Origin of the sequence: Qiania dongpingensis, assembly GCF_014337195.1 — a bacterium.
Lineage (GTDB): Bacteria > Bacillota > Clostridia > Lachnospirales > Lachnospiraceae > Lientehia > Lientehia dongpingensis.
The window spans coordinates 1,897,919-1,915,874 of record NZ_CP060634.1 but is presented as its reverse complement, the minus strand read 5'-3'; the positions used below and the strand labels follow the sequence as shown (position 1 = coordinate 1,915,874).

Annotated in this window: 16 protein-coding genes and 1 other RNA gene; 3 read left to right on the top strand and 14 right to left on the bottom strand. The window is 49.1% G+C overall.

All coding sequences use genetic code 11. The features are described from left to right. Positions 1 to 51: 51 nt before the first annotated feature. Together H9Q78_RS08940 and H9Q78_RS08935 are read right to left on the bottom strand one after the other, a co-directional pair. Positions 52 to 879, bottom strand: a complete 828-nt coding sequence (locus H9Q78_RS08940) for a Cof-type HAD-IIB family hydrolase (RefSeq protein WP_249301117.1) — start codon at positions 877 to 879, stop codon at positions 52 to 54. A gap of 8 nt (positions 880 to 887) precedes the next feature. Continuing rightward, complete coding sequence (locus H9Q78_RS08935) at positions 888 to 2,966, bottom strand: tetratricopeptide repeat protein (RefSeq protein WP_249301116.1); 2,079 nt, start codon at positions 2,964 to 2,966, stop codon at positions 888 to 890. 1,104 nt (positions 2,967 to 4,070) lie between these two features. On the opposite strand from H9Q78_RS08935, the gene H9Q78_RS08930 reads away from it, so the two are divergent. Both H9Q78_RS08930 and H9Q78_RS08925 read left to right on the top strand, forming a co-directional pair. Beyond that, on the top strand, positions 4,071 to 4,751 hold the full coding sequence (locus H9Q78_RS08930; protein ID WP_249301115.1) for an AzlC family ABC transporter permease: 681 nt from the start codon (positions 4,071 to 4,073) through the stop codon (positions 4,749 to 4,751). Further along, complete coding sequence (locus tag H9Q78_RS08925; protein WP_249301114.1) at positions 4,748 to 5,071, top strand: branched-chain amino acid transporter permease; 324 nt, start codon at positions 4,748 to 4,750, stop codon at positions 5,069 to 5,071. The genes H9Q78_RS08930 and H9Q78_RS08925 overlap by 4 nt, the downstream gene beginning before the upstream one ends. 149 nt (positions 5,072 to 5,220) lie before the next feature. Here H9Q78_RS08925 and recR read toward each other — a convergent pair whose 3' ends face one another. From recR to H9Q78_RS08905, 4 genes are all read right to left on the bottom strand, one after another. Next, a complete protein-coding gene (gene recR, locus H9Q78_RS08920) occupies positions 5,221 to 5,817 on the bottom strand; it encodes a recombination mediator RecR (RefSeq protein WP_249301111.1) in 597 nt (198 codons plus the stop codon). Next, a complete protein-coding gene (locus H9Q78_RS08915; protein WP_249301109.1) occupies positions 5,817 to 6,161 on the bottom strand; it encodes a YbaB/EbfC family nucleoid-associated protein in 345 nt (114 codons plus the stop codon). Before H9Q78_RS08915 ends, recR begins: the two co-directional genes overlap by 1 nt. 39 nt (positions 6,162 to 6,200) lie before the next feature. Then, on the bottom strand, positions 6,201 to 7,835 hold the full coding sequence (gene dnaX / locus H9Q78_RS08910; RefSeq protein ID WP_249301107.1) for a DNA polymerase III subunit gamma/tau: 1,635 nt from the start codon (positions 7,833 to 7,835) through the stop codon (positions 6,201 to 6,203). Positions 7,836 to 7,958: 123 nt separating this feature from the next. Beyond that, a complete protein-coding gene (locus tag H9Q78_RS08905; RefSeq protein WP_249301105.1) occupies positions 7,959 to 9,062 on the bottom strand; it encodes a 6-phosphofructokinase in 1,104 nt (367 codons plus the stop codon). Between the two features lie 243 nt (positions 9,063 to 9,305). Here H9Q78_RS08905 and ade point away from each other — a divergent pair, with 243 nt between their 5' ends. Next, positions 9,306 to 11,096, top strand: a complete 1,791-nt coding sequence (ade, locus tag H9Q78_RS08900; RefSeq protein WP_249301102.1) for an adenine deaminase — start codon at positions 9,306 to 9,308, stop codon at positions 11,094 to 11,096. An 89-nt stretch (positions 11,097 to 11,185) separates the two neighbouring features. Here ade and ffs read toward each other — a convergent pair. From ffs to H9Q78_RS08860, 8 genes are all read right to left on the bottom strand, one after another. Beyond that, positions 11,186 to 11,448: signal recognition particle sRNA large type (gene ffs, locus H9Q78_RS08895), an RNA gene on the bottom strand. Positions 11,449 to 11,501: 53 nt separating this feature from the next. Next, on the bottom strand, positions 11,502 to 12,305 hold the full coding sequence (proC, locus tag H9Q78_RS08890) for a pyrroline-5-carboxylate reductase (protein ID WP_249301100.1): 804 nt from the start codon (positions 12,303 to 12,305) through the stop codon (positions 11,502 to 11,504). A gap of 16 nt (positions 12,306 to 12,321) precedes the next feature. Then, positions 12,322 to 13,233 (bottom strand): DMT family transporter, encoded by a 912-nt coding sequence (locus H9Q78_RS08885; protein WP_249301098.1) that lies wholly within the window; start codon positions 13,231 to 13,233, stop codon positions 12,322 to 12,324. 1 nt (position 13,234) lies between these two features. After that, positions 13,235 to 14,404, bottom strand: coding sequence for a pyridoxal phosphate-dependent aminotransferase (locus H9Q78_RS08880; protein ID WP_249301096.1), 1,170 nt, complete (start codon positions 14,402 to 14,404; stop codon positions 13,235 to 13,237). A gap of 30 nt (positions 14,405 to 14,434) precedes the next feature. Further along, entirely contained in the window at positions 14,435 to 15,145 is a 711-nt protein-coding gene (locus tag H9Q78_RS08875; protein ID WP_249301094.1) for an ABC transporter ATP-binding protein, read from the bottom strand. After that, positions 15,138 to 15,917, bottom strand: coding sequence for an ABC transporter ATP-binding protein (locus H9Q78_RS08870; RefSeq protein ID WP_249301092.1), 780 nt, complete (start codon positions 15,915 to 15,917; stop codon positions 15,138 to 15,140). The genes H9Q78_RS08875 and H9Q78_RS08870 overlap by 8 nt, the downstream gene beginning before the upstream one ends. After that, entirely contained in the window at positions 15,914 to 16,945 is a 1,032-nt protein-coding gene (locus H9Q78_RS08865; RefSeq protein ID WP_249301090.1) for a branched-chain amino acid ABC transporter permease, read from the bottom strand. The genes H9Q78_RS08870 and H9Q78_RS08865 overlap by 4 nt, the downstream gene beginning before the upstream one ends. Positions 16,946 to 16,955: 10 nt before the next feature. After that, entirely contained in the window at positions 16,956 to 17,858 is a 903-nt protein-coding gene (locus tag H9Q78_RS08860) for a branched-chain amino acid ABC transporter permease (protein ID WP_249301088.1), read from the bottom strand. Between the last annotated feature and the right edge of the window lie 98 nt (positions 17,859 to 17,956).

Here is a 17,956-nt window from a genome sequence, read left to right as displayed (position 1 = left end):
CAAAGAGTTCTGTCATGTAGTATGCTTCGCCTGCAATATAAGCCTTTATCCTTATAAGACAAACTTTTCAATGGCCAGGGCCACCCCATCTTCATCATTGGACAAAGTGACCGTGTCCGCCGAATCCTTTACTATGGAAGAGGCGTTTTCCATAGCCACCCCCATTCCGGCCGCTTTCAACATAGAAATATCATTTTCACCGTCGCCAAAGGCCATCACCTGATCTCTTTCCAGGCACAGGTAATCCGCCAACGCAGACAATCCGCTGCCCTTTGTAGCCTCCATGTGATTAATTTCAAGATTATTGCCAATGGAGGACGTCACCGTCAGATAAGAAAAACGTTTCAGCGCTTCTCTCGCCTCTATGCGGCTGCATTCTCTTTCTTGTTTAAAGAACAGGTTAAATTTTTCAACGCTGTTTCGTGAATCCACCACATAGGAGCGCATTCCCTTTGTAGGGACTCTGGTGGAGCGAATCAAAAAGCTTCTGGATTCATCTGGCATGAAATCCTCTATATGCCGGTAATATTCAGGCTCCATCCTTGCAATGCCGTCTATACAGGCATCCTGCATGGTATGATAGCCGGAGATAAAATCCCATACTTCTTCCGCCTGGTCCCTCGAAAAAACCTTCTTGGAAATCGCTCTCTGTTCCTTTAAATCCCATACCACGGCTCCATTCACAGTTATGGCATAACGAACAAACGGCAGGTCCCGCACCTCCGGTGCGAGACCTGTCACGCTTCGTCCCGTAGCTGGTACAATATGAATCCCCCTGGCCGAGGCCCTGGTGAGCACATCCAAAGTACGCTTTGTCAGCCGCTTGTCCGTGGTCAGCAGTGTCCCGTCCAGATCCAACGCAATCAGCCGAATACTCATAGTCCACCTTATAAATTCTTAAAGTATTGTTCTTTTAAGATCAAATAACCTTTTTTATCATATTTCGAACCAAAAAGCCCCTTCAGCCCTCTATGCTCCGCCTTATCGATTGCTTCATCCACTAAAGCTTTCGCTTCCTGCTCCGACAGCTGAACGCCGTCATTTCTCATCCGTTCCGCCAGCGCATAGACGGCCAGACCCGCCATCTCATCGATAATACATTCTTCCTCTTCCGCGTATGCGCTTACGCAGGTCACAAAATCGTCTACGCTCATCTGTTCTTCGTCTTCCAGATAAACACATAGTTTGTCTAATTCCAGATTTTGAACTAATAATTTATCTATCCGTTCCGGAGAGTCGACCAGCACAAGTACCATGGATACAAACGGCTTCTTTAATTCTCTGACAAGCTCTTTGACCGCGGCCCCCGTCAGGTCCGCCGCGTTATCTACAATCAAATCTCTTCCGGCCAGACGGATAAACGTATTATGAATTCCTTTAGCGCTCAGCTTCGCCCCAGAAATCTTAGCTACTTGAGTGGCAGGCACTCCCAATATTTCATGGGTCTTTTTCAGCTTTTCCACCGCCAGGGGAATCCTGCCCTCTCCTGGCTCCTCCTCCACAACTACGCATGTTATCTGATTTCCGTCTATTTCCTCTTCTTCTAGCTCTTCTTCCGGCGTTTCAAATACCTCTTCCGCTTTCTCATCCGCCTCTGCCGGATACTTGCTTTCTTCCGGTGTCTCATCTTCCGCAGCAGCAGCCGAATCAGCATTGACAGCATTCTCCTCCGGAATCACCTCATCTGACTCGCTCTCAGCCGAGATTTCTTCATCCGGTGCGTTTTCTTCCGATCCGGTCATTTCCGGCTCTGCAAATACTTCAGCTTCATCTTTCTCTTCGGCAGAGTCCTCTGCAGGAATTTCTTCTGCTGTCCCAGGCTCTTCTTCCACAGCGGCCTCTTGGCCGCCGGTTTCTGCTTCTTCTGCGTCTATCTTCTCATCCGCACCCTCTTCCGTGATCTCCGGATCCGTCTCTTCTGCTTCAATCTTTTGATCTGAATCAGCAAAAACAGAAGCGGCAAGTGCTGCGGAAACCTCATTCAAAAACTCAGTAGTCTGTGTGATTTCCGGCTTTGAGTTTTTAAGCTCTTTTGTCTGAGCCAGAATTTCCTTTGTATCCTGTGCAGCTGCTTCCTCAGCCTGAGGCATTTCTTCCGCCGCGGCTCTTACGGACTGCGCCAAATCCGCCTCCATATCCTGGAACTGTGCATTCTGCAAAAGCACATCGGAAGTAATTCCCACTTCCTCATCCACGGAAGCTTCTTCTGTCACCTCAGGTTCCTCCGTCATCGCGGCTTCCTTGAACCCTTCTTCCTTCAAAGTAGGCTCCTCCCCCAGAAGGCCGGAATCCAGCGTTTCCTGTGAGTATTTATCTTCGAATTCCCTTTCCACAGCTTTAATACGTTCTTCAAATTTCTTTTTATTTACAAGCTTCTCCTGCTGGGACGGAGTAAGCGGCTCATACTGCATTTTCAACTCCAGAGCTTTGTCCACATAAGGCCCTACGCTGAACCATAAAATGATTTCATTGCACAGCTGCACACAGTCCTTAGACCTGCCTGCTTTATGATATAGGTAAGCCAGCTCGTAAGCCCACTTTTCTTCAAACTCATTTTTACGGTAAAGCTCCAGAATGGTGATCAGCTTTTCTAAGGGTTCCCCTCTGGAGGACTCAATCTGATAAGCTAAAATCAGCTTGCTGATATCATTGGGCGCTATTTCCTGGAATTCTTCAAAAAAGTCTTCTGCTTCATCCAGATTGCCTGACTTAACACAAAGCTCCGTCAATTTATACAGCATCCGGCGCCCCACCGGAACACGTTCATACGCGATCAGGAGAACATTTTTCGCCTCGGCATAATTTTTGACCTTTTCATAGATCTGAGAAACAAGCGTCAGCATTTTTATGTTTTTAACGCGCCGCCAATCAATCGTGTCCGCAATCTTCGCCGCGGTCACATAATCTTTTTTCTCAGCATGCTTTTTAATCTTATCTTCTTTGATACTTAATTCATATTTATCCACAGTATCACCTCAAAAATAATTGATAACCTATACGTGTGCACTCTAAGTTTAACATACTCGATTTTTCTTGTCAAAAACAACAGTAAAAAAAGGGTACTTTTCGTACCCTTTTTTATATTTTATATATTTAATTGTACTGAACTTCTTTTTCTTTCACCATCCGAGTCCGGCAACATTTCCTGTATTTCTCTTGGATTTTTATTTACAGGTTCTTGTCTGCCAGCTTTTCAAGCTTCAATCGAAGGAAATATGTGATATCCTGTTCGCCTTTTTCAAATTGTATATAGCCTATGTTCTTAACGCCAACTTCCTATCCCTTGACGCTTCATCTCCATTTCCTACATGCATTCTGATTTTTTTAATTTCTTTTACGATGAAAACTCTATGATTCTCATATATGCTATCACATCTGATCCGAAGTTCTTCTTCGACTTGTACATTTTCATATACCTAATTCGGATACTTACGATATTATTTATATATTCTCTATATAATGAAGGCGGTTCCAACAGGATTTATCTTCCATCATATGAGAACCATATTGAGTTTTCAATCGTGAGACTTCAGTGTCCAGCGGAATCTCCTCCTTTCCATTTTCCTGTTCACAATTCCTCTCAACTTCGATTGACGACCTTACACGAATTATGATTCTCTCCATCTCGCTTCTTATGGATTTCTTTTATTCCTGTAATACGTCCCTGTTGTTTCGAAGAAGCTTTTTTTATCATCCATCGGCTGGTTCTGTCTAATTTTGATTGATATTCCTATGCAATCGCCACTGACTCCTTACTTCCTCTGTATTGATTTTACCAAACCAGATTCCTTTACATCTGATCTGTTTTCCCGAATCCTTTCTCGTCAGATTCTTCTATGGGCTTCTTTTGTTGTGAGGATTTGTTATTTGTTTATTTGTTGTAACTGTATAATAGCACACTCGATTTCGATTGTCAAGACATTTTTTTAGTTTTTTTATTTTATTTTTGCTAATTAATTGATATAAATGTCATATTATTCAAAATTAACTGTAATTTCAAAAATGTTGCATACAGAAGATGAAATAGCTATAATAGCAATGAGGAAAATATAGGCAAAGGGGTTTTTCATATGATAAAAAAAGCGTTCCGGGCGGCGTTTCCTTTAACGCTGCCTGTTTTCATGGGTTATTTGTTTCTGGGCATCGCTTTCGGCGTTCTTCTGAGCAGCGAGGGCTTTCATGTAGGATGGGCTATTTTCATGAGCGTGATCATTTATGCCGGCTCTATGCAGTTCGTTGCCATAGAGCTTCTAACGCTTCCTTTTAATTTTTTGTCCACGCTTTTCATTACACTTATGGTCAATGCCCGGCATTTATTCTATGGTCTTTCCATGCTGGATAAATTTAAAGATTCCGGTAAGCTGAAGCCCTACATGATCTTTTCACTTACGGATGAGACATTTTCACTCCTCTGTTCGGCCAATCCGCCGGACGGAGTCAGCAAAAAATGGTTTTTCTTTTTCATTGCAGCCCTGAATCATTTTTATTGGATTCTAGGCGGCGTGATTGGAAATGTGGCCGGAAACCTGATCCCCTTTAATTCCGAAGGAATCGATTTCGCTATGACCGCCCTTTTCATTGTAATATTTGTAGACCAATGGGAAAACAGCAAAAATCATCTGCCGGCCGTCCTGGGAATCGTCATTACCGTTGCCTGCAGGCTGCTTTTCGGCACCAGCTGGTTTATACCCGCAGCTATGGTCTGTCTGCTCTTTTCTTTAACTATGCTCAGAAGGAGGGAATCCGCATGATATCCGTGATCCTTACGATCCTTACCGTCGCCGCAGTCACCTTTTTGACCAGGCTGCTTCCTTTCCTCCTGTTTCCTGCCAATAAGAAGACGCCGGATTTTGTTTCTTATGCAGGCCGCGTTCTGCCCTACGCCATCATCGGCATGCTGATCGTCTACTGCTTCAAGGACATCCAATTTTTCGCATGGCCCTTCGGCATACCGGAGCTATTGGCCAGCGCCTTTGTCGTCTTGATACATAAATGGAAGCATAACCTTCTCTTCAGCATCGGCGGCGGGACTCTTTTATACATGGTTCTTGTACAGGCTATATTTGTCTAGCAGACATTAGCTGTCAAGAAAGTTTCTCTGTACATCGTGTGCATTCTGCCCGGAAGGGGATTTTATTTCTTAGGGCGCACTTTCCGATGAAATAAAAAGAATCCCGCAGCGCGAGATTCTTTTTTATTATTTTCATATATGCCGGACGGTCACAGTTCCGTCCTCCCCTCCAGCGCTCGGAGCAGGGTCACTTCATCGATATACTCCAGGTCGCCGCCCACCGGCACTCCGCTCGCTATCCTGGTCACCTTAATGCCCGTCGGCTTGATCAGCTTACTTAAATACATGGCTGTCGTCTCCCCTTCCAAGCTTGAATTCGTGGCAATGATCACCTCTGATATATCTCCCTGGAGCCTGGTCATCAGCTCTTTCAGCCGGATATCCGCCGGACCGATTCCCAATGCCGGAGATATCGCTCCATGCAGCACATGATATACACCGTCGTAACGCCCGGTCTTTTCATACGCCGCCAGATCCCTGGTGCTCTCTACTACCATTATAGTGCCATGATCCCGTTTATCGCTGGCGCAAATGGGGCACAGCTCATTATCCGTCAGCGTAAAGCACTCACGGCAGTACCGTACTCCCTGTTTCGCTTCTACCAAAACCTCCGCCAGACGCTTCACCCGCTCTTCTGGCATGTTTATAATATGAAACGCGAGACGCTGGGCAGACTTGGCTCCTATGCCGGGCAGCCTGGACAGCTCTTCTATTAACGCTGTGATCTTACTGCTGTAATAATCCATCAGAAGGGGAAGCCTCCGCCGAGTCCGCCTGCCAGGCCGGACATATTCGCCGAAGAAGCCTCTTCCATCTGCCGGAGCGCTTCATTGGTAGCTGCCATAATCAGATCCTGAAGCATCTCAATATCTTCCGGATCCACCACTTCTTCCGCCAGCTTCACGGACGTGATCTCCTTTTTGCCGGATACGGTCACCTCTACCGCTCCGCCTCCAGCAGACGCGGTAAACTCTTTCGTCTCAAATTCCTTCTGCGCATCTTCCATCTGTCTCTGCATTCTCTGTGCCTGCTTCATCAGATTGTTCATATTTCCAGGCATGCCGCCCGGAAATCCTCCACGTTTTGCCATGTGAGAACTCCTCCTTATTTTCTTGAATCTTTTATCATTCTAACTATTTTCCGTTACGATGTCCATATGAATTTTTGATTTCAACTCTTCTTCGCTGACATACTGAGTATCCGCATTTTCACCTTCTGCCAGCAGCTTGGCGCGAAACTCCATTTCTTTCTCATAGTTCGCCCGAACATAATCTGCCAGCTGCTCTAATACTTGTTCCCTTCCGCCGATCATGTAAAACGTTTCATCGCGGAATCCCAGCATGATAGTATTATCGCCAAAGGGTTCCACAACTGCTTCCGAGAGCGCCGGTCTGATAGACGCTCCCAGTTCCTTGAGAATACGGCCCCATTGCTCCCGGATAAGCTGCAGATCTTCATACTGTGCTTTTGGAAGAGCCACCACCTTTTTTTGCCCTTTATCCCCAGCGCCGGCCAGCTCCGGCGGCAAGCCCTCCGTATTTACATTCCCAATGCTGCCCCCCTGCCGTCCGCTTCCCGTTTGGAGCGCGCCCTCCGGAAGCAGAAAATCACCCTTATCCAGACGTTTCTCCAGCTCCTTCACTCTTTGCAGCAGGGAATCCATATTTTCTTCCATCTGGGGCTTTGTTAGCTTTATCACCGCAAGCTCCAAAAGCACCCGTTTGCCGGAAGCATACCGCATCTGGCTGGAAAGCTCTGAAAATATCCGAATATAGCGCATCAGTGTCTCACTGTCTATAAGCTTTGTCTCTTCCTTCAGCCTTTTGATGTCCTCAGCCGTCATATCCAACACGTCTTCTTCGCCATCTGTGGCCTCCAGAAGCAGAAGATTTCTCATATACCAGGTAAAGTCCAGTACAAACTGAGTCAATTCTCTCCCCTGGATCACCAGCTCTTCCACCAAACGAATACTTTCCACCGTATTTCCCGATGCGACCGCCCTCAATAATCCGCTGAACACCTCATTATCCACGGCCCCCAGCACTTCAAGCACTTTTTCATAGGTCAGCTTCTGTCCGTAATAAAACGCCACGCACTGGTCGAACAGGCTGATGGCATCGCGCATGGAGCCGTCTCCTTTTTTCGCAATATAGCGGACAGCCTTTTCTTCCGCCTCTATTTGTTCCGCCGCGGCCATCTCCATCAGGCGCGCAGTGATCGTGTCTCCGGAGATCCTCCGGAAATCATACCGCTGGCACCGTGATAAAACGGTGACCGGTATTTTATGGACTTCCGTGGTCGCCAGTATGAAGATCACATAAGACGGCGGCTCTTCCAATGTCTTAAGCAGCGCGTTAAACGCACCCGTGGACAGCATATGCACCTCATCAATGATATAGACTCTGTATTTTCCTTCCGCCGGGGAATACTGAACCTCATCCCGTATTTCCCGTATATTGTCCACGCCGTTGTTGGAGGCCGCATCAATCTCCACCACATTAACGGAATTTCCGGCTGCTATGGTCCTGCAGGTATCACATTCACAGCACGGATTTCCATCCACCGGATGTTCACAGTTGACCGCCTTTGCCAATATCTTCGCTATGGTAGTCTTTCCTGTTCCTCTGGTGCCGCAGAACAAATACGCATGCCCGATTCTTCCTGTCTTAATCTGATTTTTCAATGTGGTAACAATGTGGTCCTGTCCTTTGACATCATCAAAGGTCCCGGGCCGCCATTTCCGATATAACGCCGTATATGCCATGACTCTTACTGCCTTTCTCTGTCTGTCCTGTTTCTCAAGCCTTTTGTGCGGAACAACCCGCATAGGTGGAAGAGAAAAGGGGACGGGTCACGGACCCGCCCTGCCTGTATCTTATAACATCAATTACTTTCCGGCCGGTTCGTCCGCCGGTTCATCGCCAAAGCTTATGCCCAAAAGCCGCGCCTCTTCAATAATCGACGCCTCAGGATCCACCATTTTCAGGCGGCCTGCCACTTCGTCAAGTGGAGTTTTTGAGATCTCACGGCTTTTTACCGCCACCATATACCCATATTCTTTGTCACGTATCATCTTAGCCGCCGCCGCGCCCAAGCGGGAAGACAGGACCCTGTCATAGGCACAGGGCGCGCCGCCCCGCTGCATATGCCCCGGCACCGTTACCCGGACCTCCAGGCCTGTACGTTCTTCAATCTGGGCCCCTATTTCATATGATACGGACGGATAGACCAGATTCGATTCCTTCTTTTTCTTCAGCTCTTTTTTGCTGAGCCCCGCATCTTCTTTGGAAATAGCTCCTTCCGCCACCGCTATGATGGAAAAATCTTTTCCTGCTTTTTCTCTTTTCTTTAACGCCGCCACGATGGAATTGATATCATATGGAATCTCCGGTATCAGAATAATGTCCGCCCCGCCCGCCATACCGGCGTTCAGAGTCAGCCATCCTACCCGGTGCCCCATGACCTCTACAATAAACACACGGCTGTGGGAGGCTGCCGTAGTGTGGATACAATCGATCGCGTTGGTTGCAATATCGACCGCGCTCTGGAATCCAAAGGTCATGTCGGTTCCCCAAAGGTCATTATCTATGGTTTTCGGAAGGCCGATGACATTAAGTCCTTCTTCACGGAGCAGGTTTGCCGTCTTCTGGCTTCCGTTCCCGCCCAGGACCACCAGACATTCCAAACGGAGCTTCTTATAGGTGTGCTTCATCGCTTCTACTTTATCCAGATCGTTTTCATCATGGACACGCATCAGCTTAAACGGCTGTCTGGAGGTGCCCAGAATCGTGCCGCCCTCCGTCAGGATACCGGAAAAATCCTCCGGCTGCATAATGCGGTAATTCATATAGATCAAACCCTTATAGCCATCCTCAAAGCCGATGATCTCCACATCGTCATACATCTCATACAAGGCTTTTGCCACACCGCGCATGGTCGCATTCAGACTCTGGCAGTCGCCTCCACTGGTCAACATACCGATTCTCATCATAAAACCGCCTCCCTCTGCTCATATTCTCATAACCGCCACATTCTATTACATACCCGAAATCGAAAATAAAATTCAATACTATTATATAATAAACAAAGATAAGGAGCAAGCCCCAAGCCTAAAACTATAAATTCTTTCCGCGTCCTGCCGGCGGTCTTTGAAGATTTTCCATGGATGTTTTTTAGGCCGTTCCATGATATAATAGCTTCAATATCCAAATCACTTTGAACAGGAGGAAATTCTATGATCAATACTTTTTGCAAAAGACCGCTCTGGGAAGTCAGCGGTACCCTGGCCGCTGTGGCCGGGGGCAGCGTACCGGCCGATCTGGTCCTCACCCATACGAGATTAATCAACGTCTGCACCCATGAAATAATGGAGGACGTTTCTGTGGCAGTCTCCTGCGGGCGTATCGCCCTCGTCGGGGACGCCTCACATTGTATCGGCCCGGAGACCACGGTCATAGACGCCGGCGGGCAATACCTCTCGCCGGGCTTCCTGGACGGCCACATACATGTTGAATCCTCCATGATGGGTGTTGGAGAATACGCCCGTTCTGTCATCCCTCACGGTACTGTCGGTATCTACATGGATCCCCATGAAATCTGCAACGTGCTGGGACTCGACGGTGTGAAATGTATGCTGGAGGACGCCTCCAGAACGCCTCTCAAAGCCATGCTGACCACTCCCTCCTGCGTCCCTGCGGTCCCGGGCTTTGAGGACACCGGCTCTTTCATAGGACCGGAGGAGGTCGCAGAGACCATGAACTGGGATGAATGTGTCGGCCTGGGAGAAATGATGAATTTTCCGGGAATTCTCTCTTCCTCTGAACATACCCATGGAATCACAGGCGCTGCTCTGAAAGCGGGCAAGACCGTCACCGGCCATTATTCCATGCCGGAAACCGGAAAAGGGCTGAACGCTTATATCGCGTCCGGCGTCCGCTGCTGCCATGAATCCACCAGAGCGGAGGACGCGCTGGCAAAGATGCGTCTCGGCATGTACGCCATGTTCCGCGAAGGATCCGCGTGGCACGATCTGAAGGAAGTGGCGAAAAGCATTACCGAACACAAGGTCGACACCCGCTTCGCCACACTGATCTCCGACGACACCCACCCCCACACGCTTCTTTCCAAAGGACATCTTGATTACATTGTGCGCCGCGCCGTGGAAGAAGGGATCGACGTCATAACCGCCATCCAGATGGTGACCATCAACTGTGCCCAATGCTTCCAGATGGATCACGAGCTTGGGAGCATAACCCCGGGTAAGTGCGCCGATATGGTCCTGCTGGAGGATCTGGAAGGGTTAAAGATCTCCAAGGTATGGATCGACGGTGAGCTGGCGGCGGAAAATGGAGCCATGCGGAAAGATTTTGCTCCCTATTCCTATCCCGAATGGGCCACTCATTCCATGCATGTCAAGGATACTATTACAGCGGAGACTTTCCGGATACCGGCCAAGTCCGGGCGGACCGAGGTGCGGGCGATCGAGGTCATCCCCGCGAAGGTCGGCTCCTACGAACGCCACATCACTCTGGAATCTAAGAACGGATTTCTGGAATCCGATCCGGCCCAGGATGCGCTTAAGACTGTCGTGTTCGAACGACATCACAATACCGGCATAAAAGGCTTTGGGTTTGTCAAAGGGTTCGGCATCACCTGCGGGGCCATGGCCTCTACCGTAGCCCACGACGCGCATAATCTGCTGGTCATCGGTACGAATGACGAAGATATGGCCCTGGCCGCCAATACCCTGATCCAGTGCGGCGGCGGCATGACTGCCGTTCAAAACGGACAAGTCCTGGGTACCGTTCCCCTCCCCATCGCCGGGCTGATGAACGACAAACCAGTGGAAGAGATGAGCCGTATGGTAGAAAGCCTGGAGGGCGCCTGGGAAAAGATCGGCTGCTCCATGCCTTCTCCGTTCATGACCATGGCCCTGATTCCTCTGGCCTGCCTGCCCGAGCTCAGGCTCACCAACCGTGGCTTAGTGGACTGCGTAAACTTCCAGTCTGTGCCCTTGGAAATATAAAATAACAAAAGATAATAAAAAAAGGAATTTCTTTTCCGGCTGATGCCGGTCTGGAAATTCCTTTTTACATTCTTTTGTTTTATTTTAATCCGCACATCCTGCTTCGAAAAACGCACCACAAACGGTACCTCTACAGCCAGCTCGGTCCAGGCAGCCTCACGGCACACAAGATATCCTGTTTAGTGCTGCTCCATTCCTGGCCTGACACGGTTCACAGGGTCTTGTTGCGTAAGACCCAGACTTCAACGCTACTTATAAAGGGCAGCTTCACAGTTTGTAATCCTCGGCAGGATATCACCCCTGCTATAGCGGATTGCAGGTACAGGACACCGCTAACTCCCCGGCTGTGCGGAAATTTTATGACAAAGTCGTGCCTAAACAGTATACCGTGAGAACGAGTATTTGTCAAATGCTTTCATCCTCTGTACTCGCAGCCGAGGACTTCTCGATCACCGCAAGAGCCGCCTCATGGACGGCATGCTCAAAGCCCAGCTTGTGAAGCATAAGAACTCCCTCCACAGCTGCTCCCCCCGGCGAACATGTCTGATCCGCCAGTGCAAAGGGGTGTACGGCACTTTTCAGCAGCATCTCGGCGCTTCCCAGAACAGACTGGGCAGCTATCTCCAAGGCTTTCTGCTTTGACATTCCTTCCCTCAGGGCCGCCTCAGCCAACGCGTTGATATAGATATAAGTAAACGCGGGAACCGCACTGCCGATACAGCCAAAAATCCCGGCAAATCGTTCTTCTATTTCCATGTATGTTCCGATTCCTTCAAGAATTTTTGACACAAATAGTTTTTGTTCTTCTGTCACTTTATCATTGAAACACATTCCCGTAACAGAAGCGTTCACCTTTGCATTTATATTTGGTATAATCCTCGCTATGGCTGAATTGGGAAACCATTTTTCCATAGAAGCAAGTCTCTTTCCCTCCACCAACGATATGATGAGCTTCCCATCCGCTTCCTTAAGCCTTTCTGCGGCGGAGGCTAGCTCTCCGGGCTTTACGGCCAGGACAAGGACATCACTGTTTTCCGCCGCCTCCTCATCGGATCCGCAGGCCTTAAGACTGCACAGCTCCGCCAGCGCCTCTGCCCTTTCCCTGTGAGGGTCATAGCCAAAAAGCTCCAAATCTGCCGTCTCCCGGCGGTTAATTCCTTTAATAATGGCCAAAGCCACACTTCCCATCCCGATAAATCCGATCTTCATACCTCCAGCCTCCTGTTCACACCGATAACGCCACAATACCCGAGATACAGACAACTGCCCCGATGATCTCTGCCGGCCTGATCTTTTCCCTGAGCACAAGCGCCGTAAAAAGCAGAATCATGACAGGGGACACCGATGTTATAGCCGACGAGATCCCCGCGGGAATATAATTAAGCGAGTGCAGGGTCAGGGTAGTCCCTGCGGCACATCCGCAGACACCTCCGATCATCACCAATCCCAGCTCCTTCGGATATTTCAGTACCCGGCTTGTCACCGCGCCTCTTTTCCCCACCAGGATCACGACAAAAAACCCCACGACACCAGCGATGATCCGCACCTGACTGGCCGCCAGAGAACCATCGGCTGTCTCGATCAGCCGCAGTCCCCGGCTGCTGAGAAGTACGCCTCCTGCCTGCCCAAACATTCCCAGCACCGCGAAAGCGGCGCCGAGAGCTGTCTGTTTTCGCTGGCCCGCACCGTCCGCCTGACGGCTTCTTGCCAGCAACACGATGCACAGCCCCAAGGTTATCAACAAAACTCCGGCCCAGTCCACAGGCTGCAGCATCTGTCCGTATAGCCCCCAGGCTGCCAGAGAGGTCACGATGGGGCTGGAATAAAAAATCATCATTGATATGCGGTATGGCAGGTACCGAAAAGAGGAAAAATAAAAAAAGTCTCCGAATACAAATCCGATCAGCCCGGAAAGACTCAGATAAAACCAAGCCCTCAAACTCACCCCCGCCAGGCTGACCGTCCCGTACATCACCATACGGATCACCGCCACGCATACCAATGCGGTCACTGTTTTCAGGAAATTGACCGTAAAGGTATTTATCTTTTTTCCCGCCGTGTTAAAACAGGTACAGGTCACCGCATCGCAGAGAGCGACTCCGAGCGAACACAATTCTCCAATTATATATCCGCGCATTTTAAATACTCAGCTTGCTCATAAACATATCCAGACGGTTAAGTCCTTCTATAATAGTTTCATCCGATACGGCAAAGGACATACGGACGTATCCCTCTCCGTATTCACCAAAGGCATCACCGGGAATCACCACCAGACCGGCCTCGTCGATCAGGCGATTGCAGAATTCATCGGAGCACATATTGGCTCCTTTCATATTCGCAAAAGCATAGAAGGTTCCCTTAGGCGCTACACAGCTGATCCCTTTTATGGCATTAAGGCCGTCAACAATCATCCTGCGCCGTCTCGTATACTCTCCCAGCATAAAATCAACAACAGCCTGATCCCCTGTCAGCGCCTCAACAGCTCCCCACTGAGCAGGAACATTGGTACAGGAAGCTTCCAGCTCATGCAGCTTATTGCAGTATTTGATGATTTTAGCGTCTGACATGACATAACCGACGCGCCAGCCGGTCATAGCATAGGACTTTGAGAAGCTGTTGACCGTAATGGTCCTTTCCTTCATTCCCGGCAGAGAGGCCAGACTGACATGCTCGTTTCCGTCATATACCAGCTTCTCGTACACCTCGTCCGACATAACATAAAAATCACGCTCTTTTGCCAAAGCTGCAATTTCCTTCAGAAGCTGCAGATCAGCCATGCCGCCTGTCGGATTACAAGGGGTATTGAGAATCAGCAGCTTTGTCCTTGGCGTCACCGCCTTCCTCAGGTTCTCGATATTATACATGAACCCATCCTCTTCGAGCATCGGGACGACCACCGGCACCGCGTGCAGCAGTTTGACCAGAGACGGATACGGGGACCAATAGGGTCCGGGGACAAGCACCTCATCTCCCGGCTCTATGATTGCCTGCATCGACAGCCAGATCGCCTCTGTTCCTCCGTTCGCAACCATGATCTCTGTTTGGGGATCATAATATATATGATTGTCTCTCTGCATTTTATCCGAGATTGCTTTGCGAAGTTCAAAAATTCCTGCATTTGCAACATAATGTGTATGTCCCGCCTCCAGCGCCTTTTCCGCGGCAGCAATAATATTGGGAGCCGTATCAAAATTGGGTTCACCCAGTACAAATTTTACAAGCCCCTCTTTTCCGTCCACCTTGTTAAATACTGTTCTGATCTTAGAATTAGGGGCCGACAAAACATACGGATTTAAACTAGTAGCCATTGTGCTTACCTCTTTCTTTTAATAATATAATCAGCATCCCAGATATGCCGCGCGAATCGAGGGATCATGCAGCAGATCCTTTGCGCTGCCATCCTTGACGATAGTGCCTGTTTCCAGAACGTATGCTCTGTCCGCATTTTTAAGGGCGATATTTGCGTTCTGCTCCACCAGTAAAATCGTTGTCCCCCGTCTGTTAATGCGTTTGATGACTTCAAAGATCTCCTCCACCACAAGCGGCGCCAGTCCCATGGAAGGCTCGTCCAGGAGCATAGTCTTTCCATGGGTCATGATCCCCCTGGCAATTGCCAGCATCTGCTGCTCTCCGCCGGAAAGTGTTCCGCCAAGCTGTCCTGATCTTTCCTTAAGGCGGGGAAAAATGTCAAAGCAGTCCTCCAGATCTGCCTTAACCTCTCCGGTATCCTTTCGGAGATGAGCCCCCATTATCAGGTTATCGTATACGGTCAGATTCGAAAAGATCCTCCGCCCCTCGGGGATATGTACGATTCCCTGCTCCACGATCTTATGGGCCGGCAGCTTTGTAAGATCGGCGCCGCCGTACAGGATTGAGCCTTCCTTTGCCTTTTCCAGCCCGGAAATCGCACGGAGCATGGTCGTCTTTCCCGCGCCGTTCGCTCCGATCAGCGTCACGATCTCGCCCTCGTGTACTTCAAAGCTTACGCCCCTGACAGCATTGACACTGCCATATGATACATGGAGATTCTGGATTGATAAATCACTCATCCTCGTCCGCACCTCCTTTCCCGAGATATGCTTCAATTACCTTGGGATTGCCCTGAATCTCTTCCGGCGTCCCTTCTGCAATAGTCTCTCCAAAATCCAGTACCAGAATCCTGTCCGCGATCTTCATTACCATGCTCATGTGGTGCTCGATCAGCAGGATCGATACGTCGTACATTTTCCGAACCTTTGCGATGATGCCCATTACCTCCTCAATCTCCGTCGGATTCATGCCGGCCGCTGGTTCGTCCAAAAGTAGTATTTTAGGCTTCCCCGCCAAAGCACGGATAATTTCCAGTTTTCGCTGCTCGCCATAAGGCAGGTTCTTTGCCTGAAGACCTGCCACATCCTCCATCTCAAATAGCTTAAGAAGTTCCGTGGCTTCCTCATTGATCTGCTTTTCGGCCAGCTTATACTTTTTTGTTCGGAACAGCGCCTCAAAAAAGGAATATTTTGCTTCCCGCTTCATTGCGATCCGTATGTTTTCCATTACGCTCAGGCTGCTGAACAGCCGGATATTCTGGAAGGTCCTGGACAGCCCCATTTCATTGATCTCATAGGGCATTTTCCCCACCATGGAGATATCGTCCAGCGCCAGTTCTCCCTCCGTGGGCAGATACATCCCCGTGAGCATATTAAAGGTCGTCGTCTTACCGGCTCCGTTGGGGCCGATGATAGCCACCAATTCCCCGGATTCCATTGTGAGGTTGAAATCCTTTACAGCCTGTAAGCCGCCAAAGCGTATTCCCAAATGCTTCGCTTCCAGCTTGCTCATGATTTCGCCTCCTCTTTTTTTCTTTTAAGCCTCCTGCGTATCCATTTCCCCAGCTTGGAATCTGTCGCTTCGATGGTTTCCAGATTAAGGAATTTAAATTCCCTTCCTCCAAACAGTCCGTAAGGCTTCCAGATAATAATATAGAGCAGGAGCAGCGCGTATATAACGAGACGCCAGTCGTTCAAAAATCTCAGAAGCTCCGGCAGGATCGTCAGCACTACCGCGCCAAAGATGGAACCGCTGATGGTTCCTACACCGCCCGCATACAGGTAAACAATATAATCTGTCGACTTCGCGGCGGAGAAATTATCCGGCTGGATAAACTGGATCAAATGAGCGTAGAGGCCGCCGGCCACCCCTGCCATGAACGCCGCAAACACAAAAGCCAGCACTTTATAATTCCGGCAGTTAACGCCCATCGCCTCCGCGGCTATATCATTTTCCCTGACCGCAAGGCAGCTGCGCCCAAAAGAGGACTTGATAAAATTCCGGCTGGCATATATGGCGATCAAAAGGATGACAAACACCCAGGTAAAATTTGTTAATTTAGGAATACCGCTGAATCCCAGAGCGCCGCCTGTATAATCGACCACCCGCCATACCGCGCGGATGATCTCGCCAAAGCCCAGTGTAACGATGGCAAGATAGTCGCCTTTTACTTTCAGAGTGGGCATGGCGATGATAAAACCAAAGACCGCCGCAATGATTCCTCCTGCTATGACAGCCGCCAGCAAGATAAGGTTGTCCGTGAGCGCCGTTCTCTCCAGCACCTGAAAAGCCAGCCTTGTAACAATCGCGCTTATGTAAGCTCCTATGGACATAAAACCCGCGTGACCCATGGAAAACTGTCCCGTGATTCCGATGACCAGATTCAGGCTGATCGTCATGATAACGTTAATGCCGGCAATGGTGATCACCTGGAACAGATAAGCATTGATGACGCCCATTTTATTCAGGCCTGCAATGACCAAGTAAATAAGCAGAAATATAAAATATTCCGGCTTAAATATTTTTCGTACTGTTTTCATCCTGTTCCTCCTATACCTTTTCTCTGGCTGCCTTGCCGCCCAGCAAGCCTGTCGGTTTGTAGAGAAGAACCAGGATCAGGATAACAAAACACAAGCCGTAAGAAATACTTGCCGCAAAGGACTGTAAAAACACCTCCATAATACCGATGATCAAGCCTCCCAGCATGGCTCCCTTAATGTTGCCGATTCCTCCGATAACAGCTGAAATAAACGCTTTATTTCCAATCGTACCTGCCATATACACATAGATGGTCGGGTACAGGCTCCCGTACAAAATACCACAGATAGCCGCCAAAGCCGCTCCAAGAGAAAACGTAATGGAAATGACCCGGTTTACGTTGATCCCCATAAGCGAAGAAGCGTCTTTGTCCACAGATACCGCCTGCATCTGTTTCCCAAAATCCGAATGGTAGCACAGACGCTGCATAAACAGAAGCAGCAGCGCCGCAATCGCGATCACAATGATCTGAACCGATGAAATCTGATATCCCCCTATATTTACATTTACCTTAGGCAGCAGAGTCGGAAAATTTTTCGGCAGCGCTCCGACTCCGGGCAGGCAGCGCATTAAATTCTCAATAAAAAGCTGAACGCCGATCGCCGCCACCAGAGAAGCCACAGTCGTTCTGCCCCGCAGGGGTTTATATGCGAAGCGTTCTATTACAAAACCTACCCCCGCGCCGAAAAGCAGCGTTGCGATCATGATCAGCGGAACAAGTACGGCCATACTGCCGGAGCCGCCGAACCATTGAAACAGGAAATATGCCGCAAAAGCGCCGAGCATCATCAAATCCGCATGTGCCAGATTGATCATTCTGATGATACCAAAAACTAGTGTGTAGCCCATCGCCAGCAGCGCGTACAAGCTGCCCAGCTGCAAGCCGTAAATTAAAAGCTGAAACACATGGCCCATAAACATCACCCCTAATAGACTTAGACATTTTTTAAGTTAGGTGCCGGCACAAATGCCGGCGCCTAACCTAATCAACAGGAATCCTTCCGTTTTGTATG

What these genes read in the sequence shown, in the direction of transcription:
- H9Q78_RS08865 (WP_249301090.1), bottom strand. Translation starts at nt 16,945, where the DNA reads ATGAAAACAGTACGAAAAATATTTAAGCCGGAATATTTTATATTTCTG.
- recR (WP_249301111.1), bottom strand. Translation starts at nt 5,817, where the DNA reads ATGGATTATTACAGCAGTAAGATCACAGCGTTAATAGAAGAGCTGTCC.
- H9Q78_RS08885 (WP_249301098.1), bottom strand. Translation starts at nt 13,233, where the DNA reads ATGCGCGGATATATAATTGGAGAATTGTGTTCGCTCGGAGTCGCTCTC.
- H9Q78_RS08875 (WP_249301094.1), bottom strand. Translation starts at nt 15,145, where the DNA reads ATGAGTGATTTATCAATCCAGAATCTCCATGTATCATATGGCAGTGTC.
- H9Q78_RS08930 (WP_249301115.1), top strand. Translation starts at nt 4,071, where the DNA reads ATGATAAAAAAAGCGTTCCGGGCGGCGTTTCCTTTAACGCTGCCTGTT.
- H9Q78_RS08915 (WP_249301109.1), bottom strand. Translation starts at nt 6,161, where the DNA reads ATGGCAAAACGTGGAGGATTTCCGGGCGGCATGCCTGGAAATATGAAC.
- H9Q78_RS08870 (WP_249301092.1), bottom strand. Translation starts at nt 15,917, where the DNA reads ATGAGCAAGCTGGAAGCGAAGCATTTGGGAATACGCTTTGGCGGCTTA.
- H9Q78_RS08905 (WP_249301105.1), bottom strand. Translation starts at nt 9,062, where the DNA reads ATGATGAGAATCGGTATGTTGACCAGTGGAGGCGACTGCCAGAGTCTG.
- proC (WP_249301100.1), bottom strand. Translation starts at nt 12,305, where the DNA reads ATGAAGATCGGATTTATCGGGATGGGAAGTGTGGCTTTGGCCATTATT.
- H9Q78_RS08880 (WP_249301096.1), bottom strand. Translation starts at nt 14,404, where the DNA reads ATGGCTACTAGTTTAAATCCGTATGTTTTGTCGGCCCCTAATTCTAAG.
- H9Q78_RS08860 (WP_249301088.1), bottom strand. Translation starts at nt 17,858, where the DNA reads ATGGGCCATGTGTTTCAGCTTTTAATTTACGGCTTGCAGCTGGGCAGC.
- H9Q78_RS08940 (WP_249301117.1), bottom strand. Translation starts at nt 879, where the DNA reads ATGAGTATTCGGCTGATTGCGTTGGATCTGGACGGGACACTGCTGACC.
- dnaX (WP_249301107.1), bottom strand. Translation starts at nt 7,835, where the DNA reads ATGGCATATACGGCGTTATATCGGAAATGGCGGCCCGGGACCTTTGAT.
- H9Q78_RS08925 (WP_249301114.1), top strand. Translation starts at nt 4,748, where the DNA reads ATGATATCCGTGATCCTTACGATCCTTACCGTCGCCGCAGTCACCTTT.
- ade (WP_249301102.1), top strand. Translation starts at nt 9,306, where the DNA reads ATGATCAATACTTTTTGCAAAAGACCGCTCTGGGAAGTCAGCGGTACC.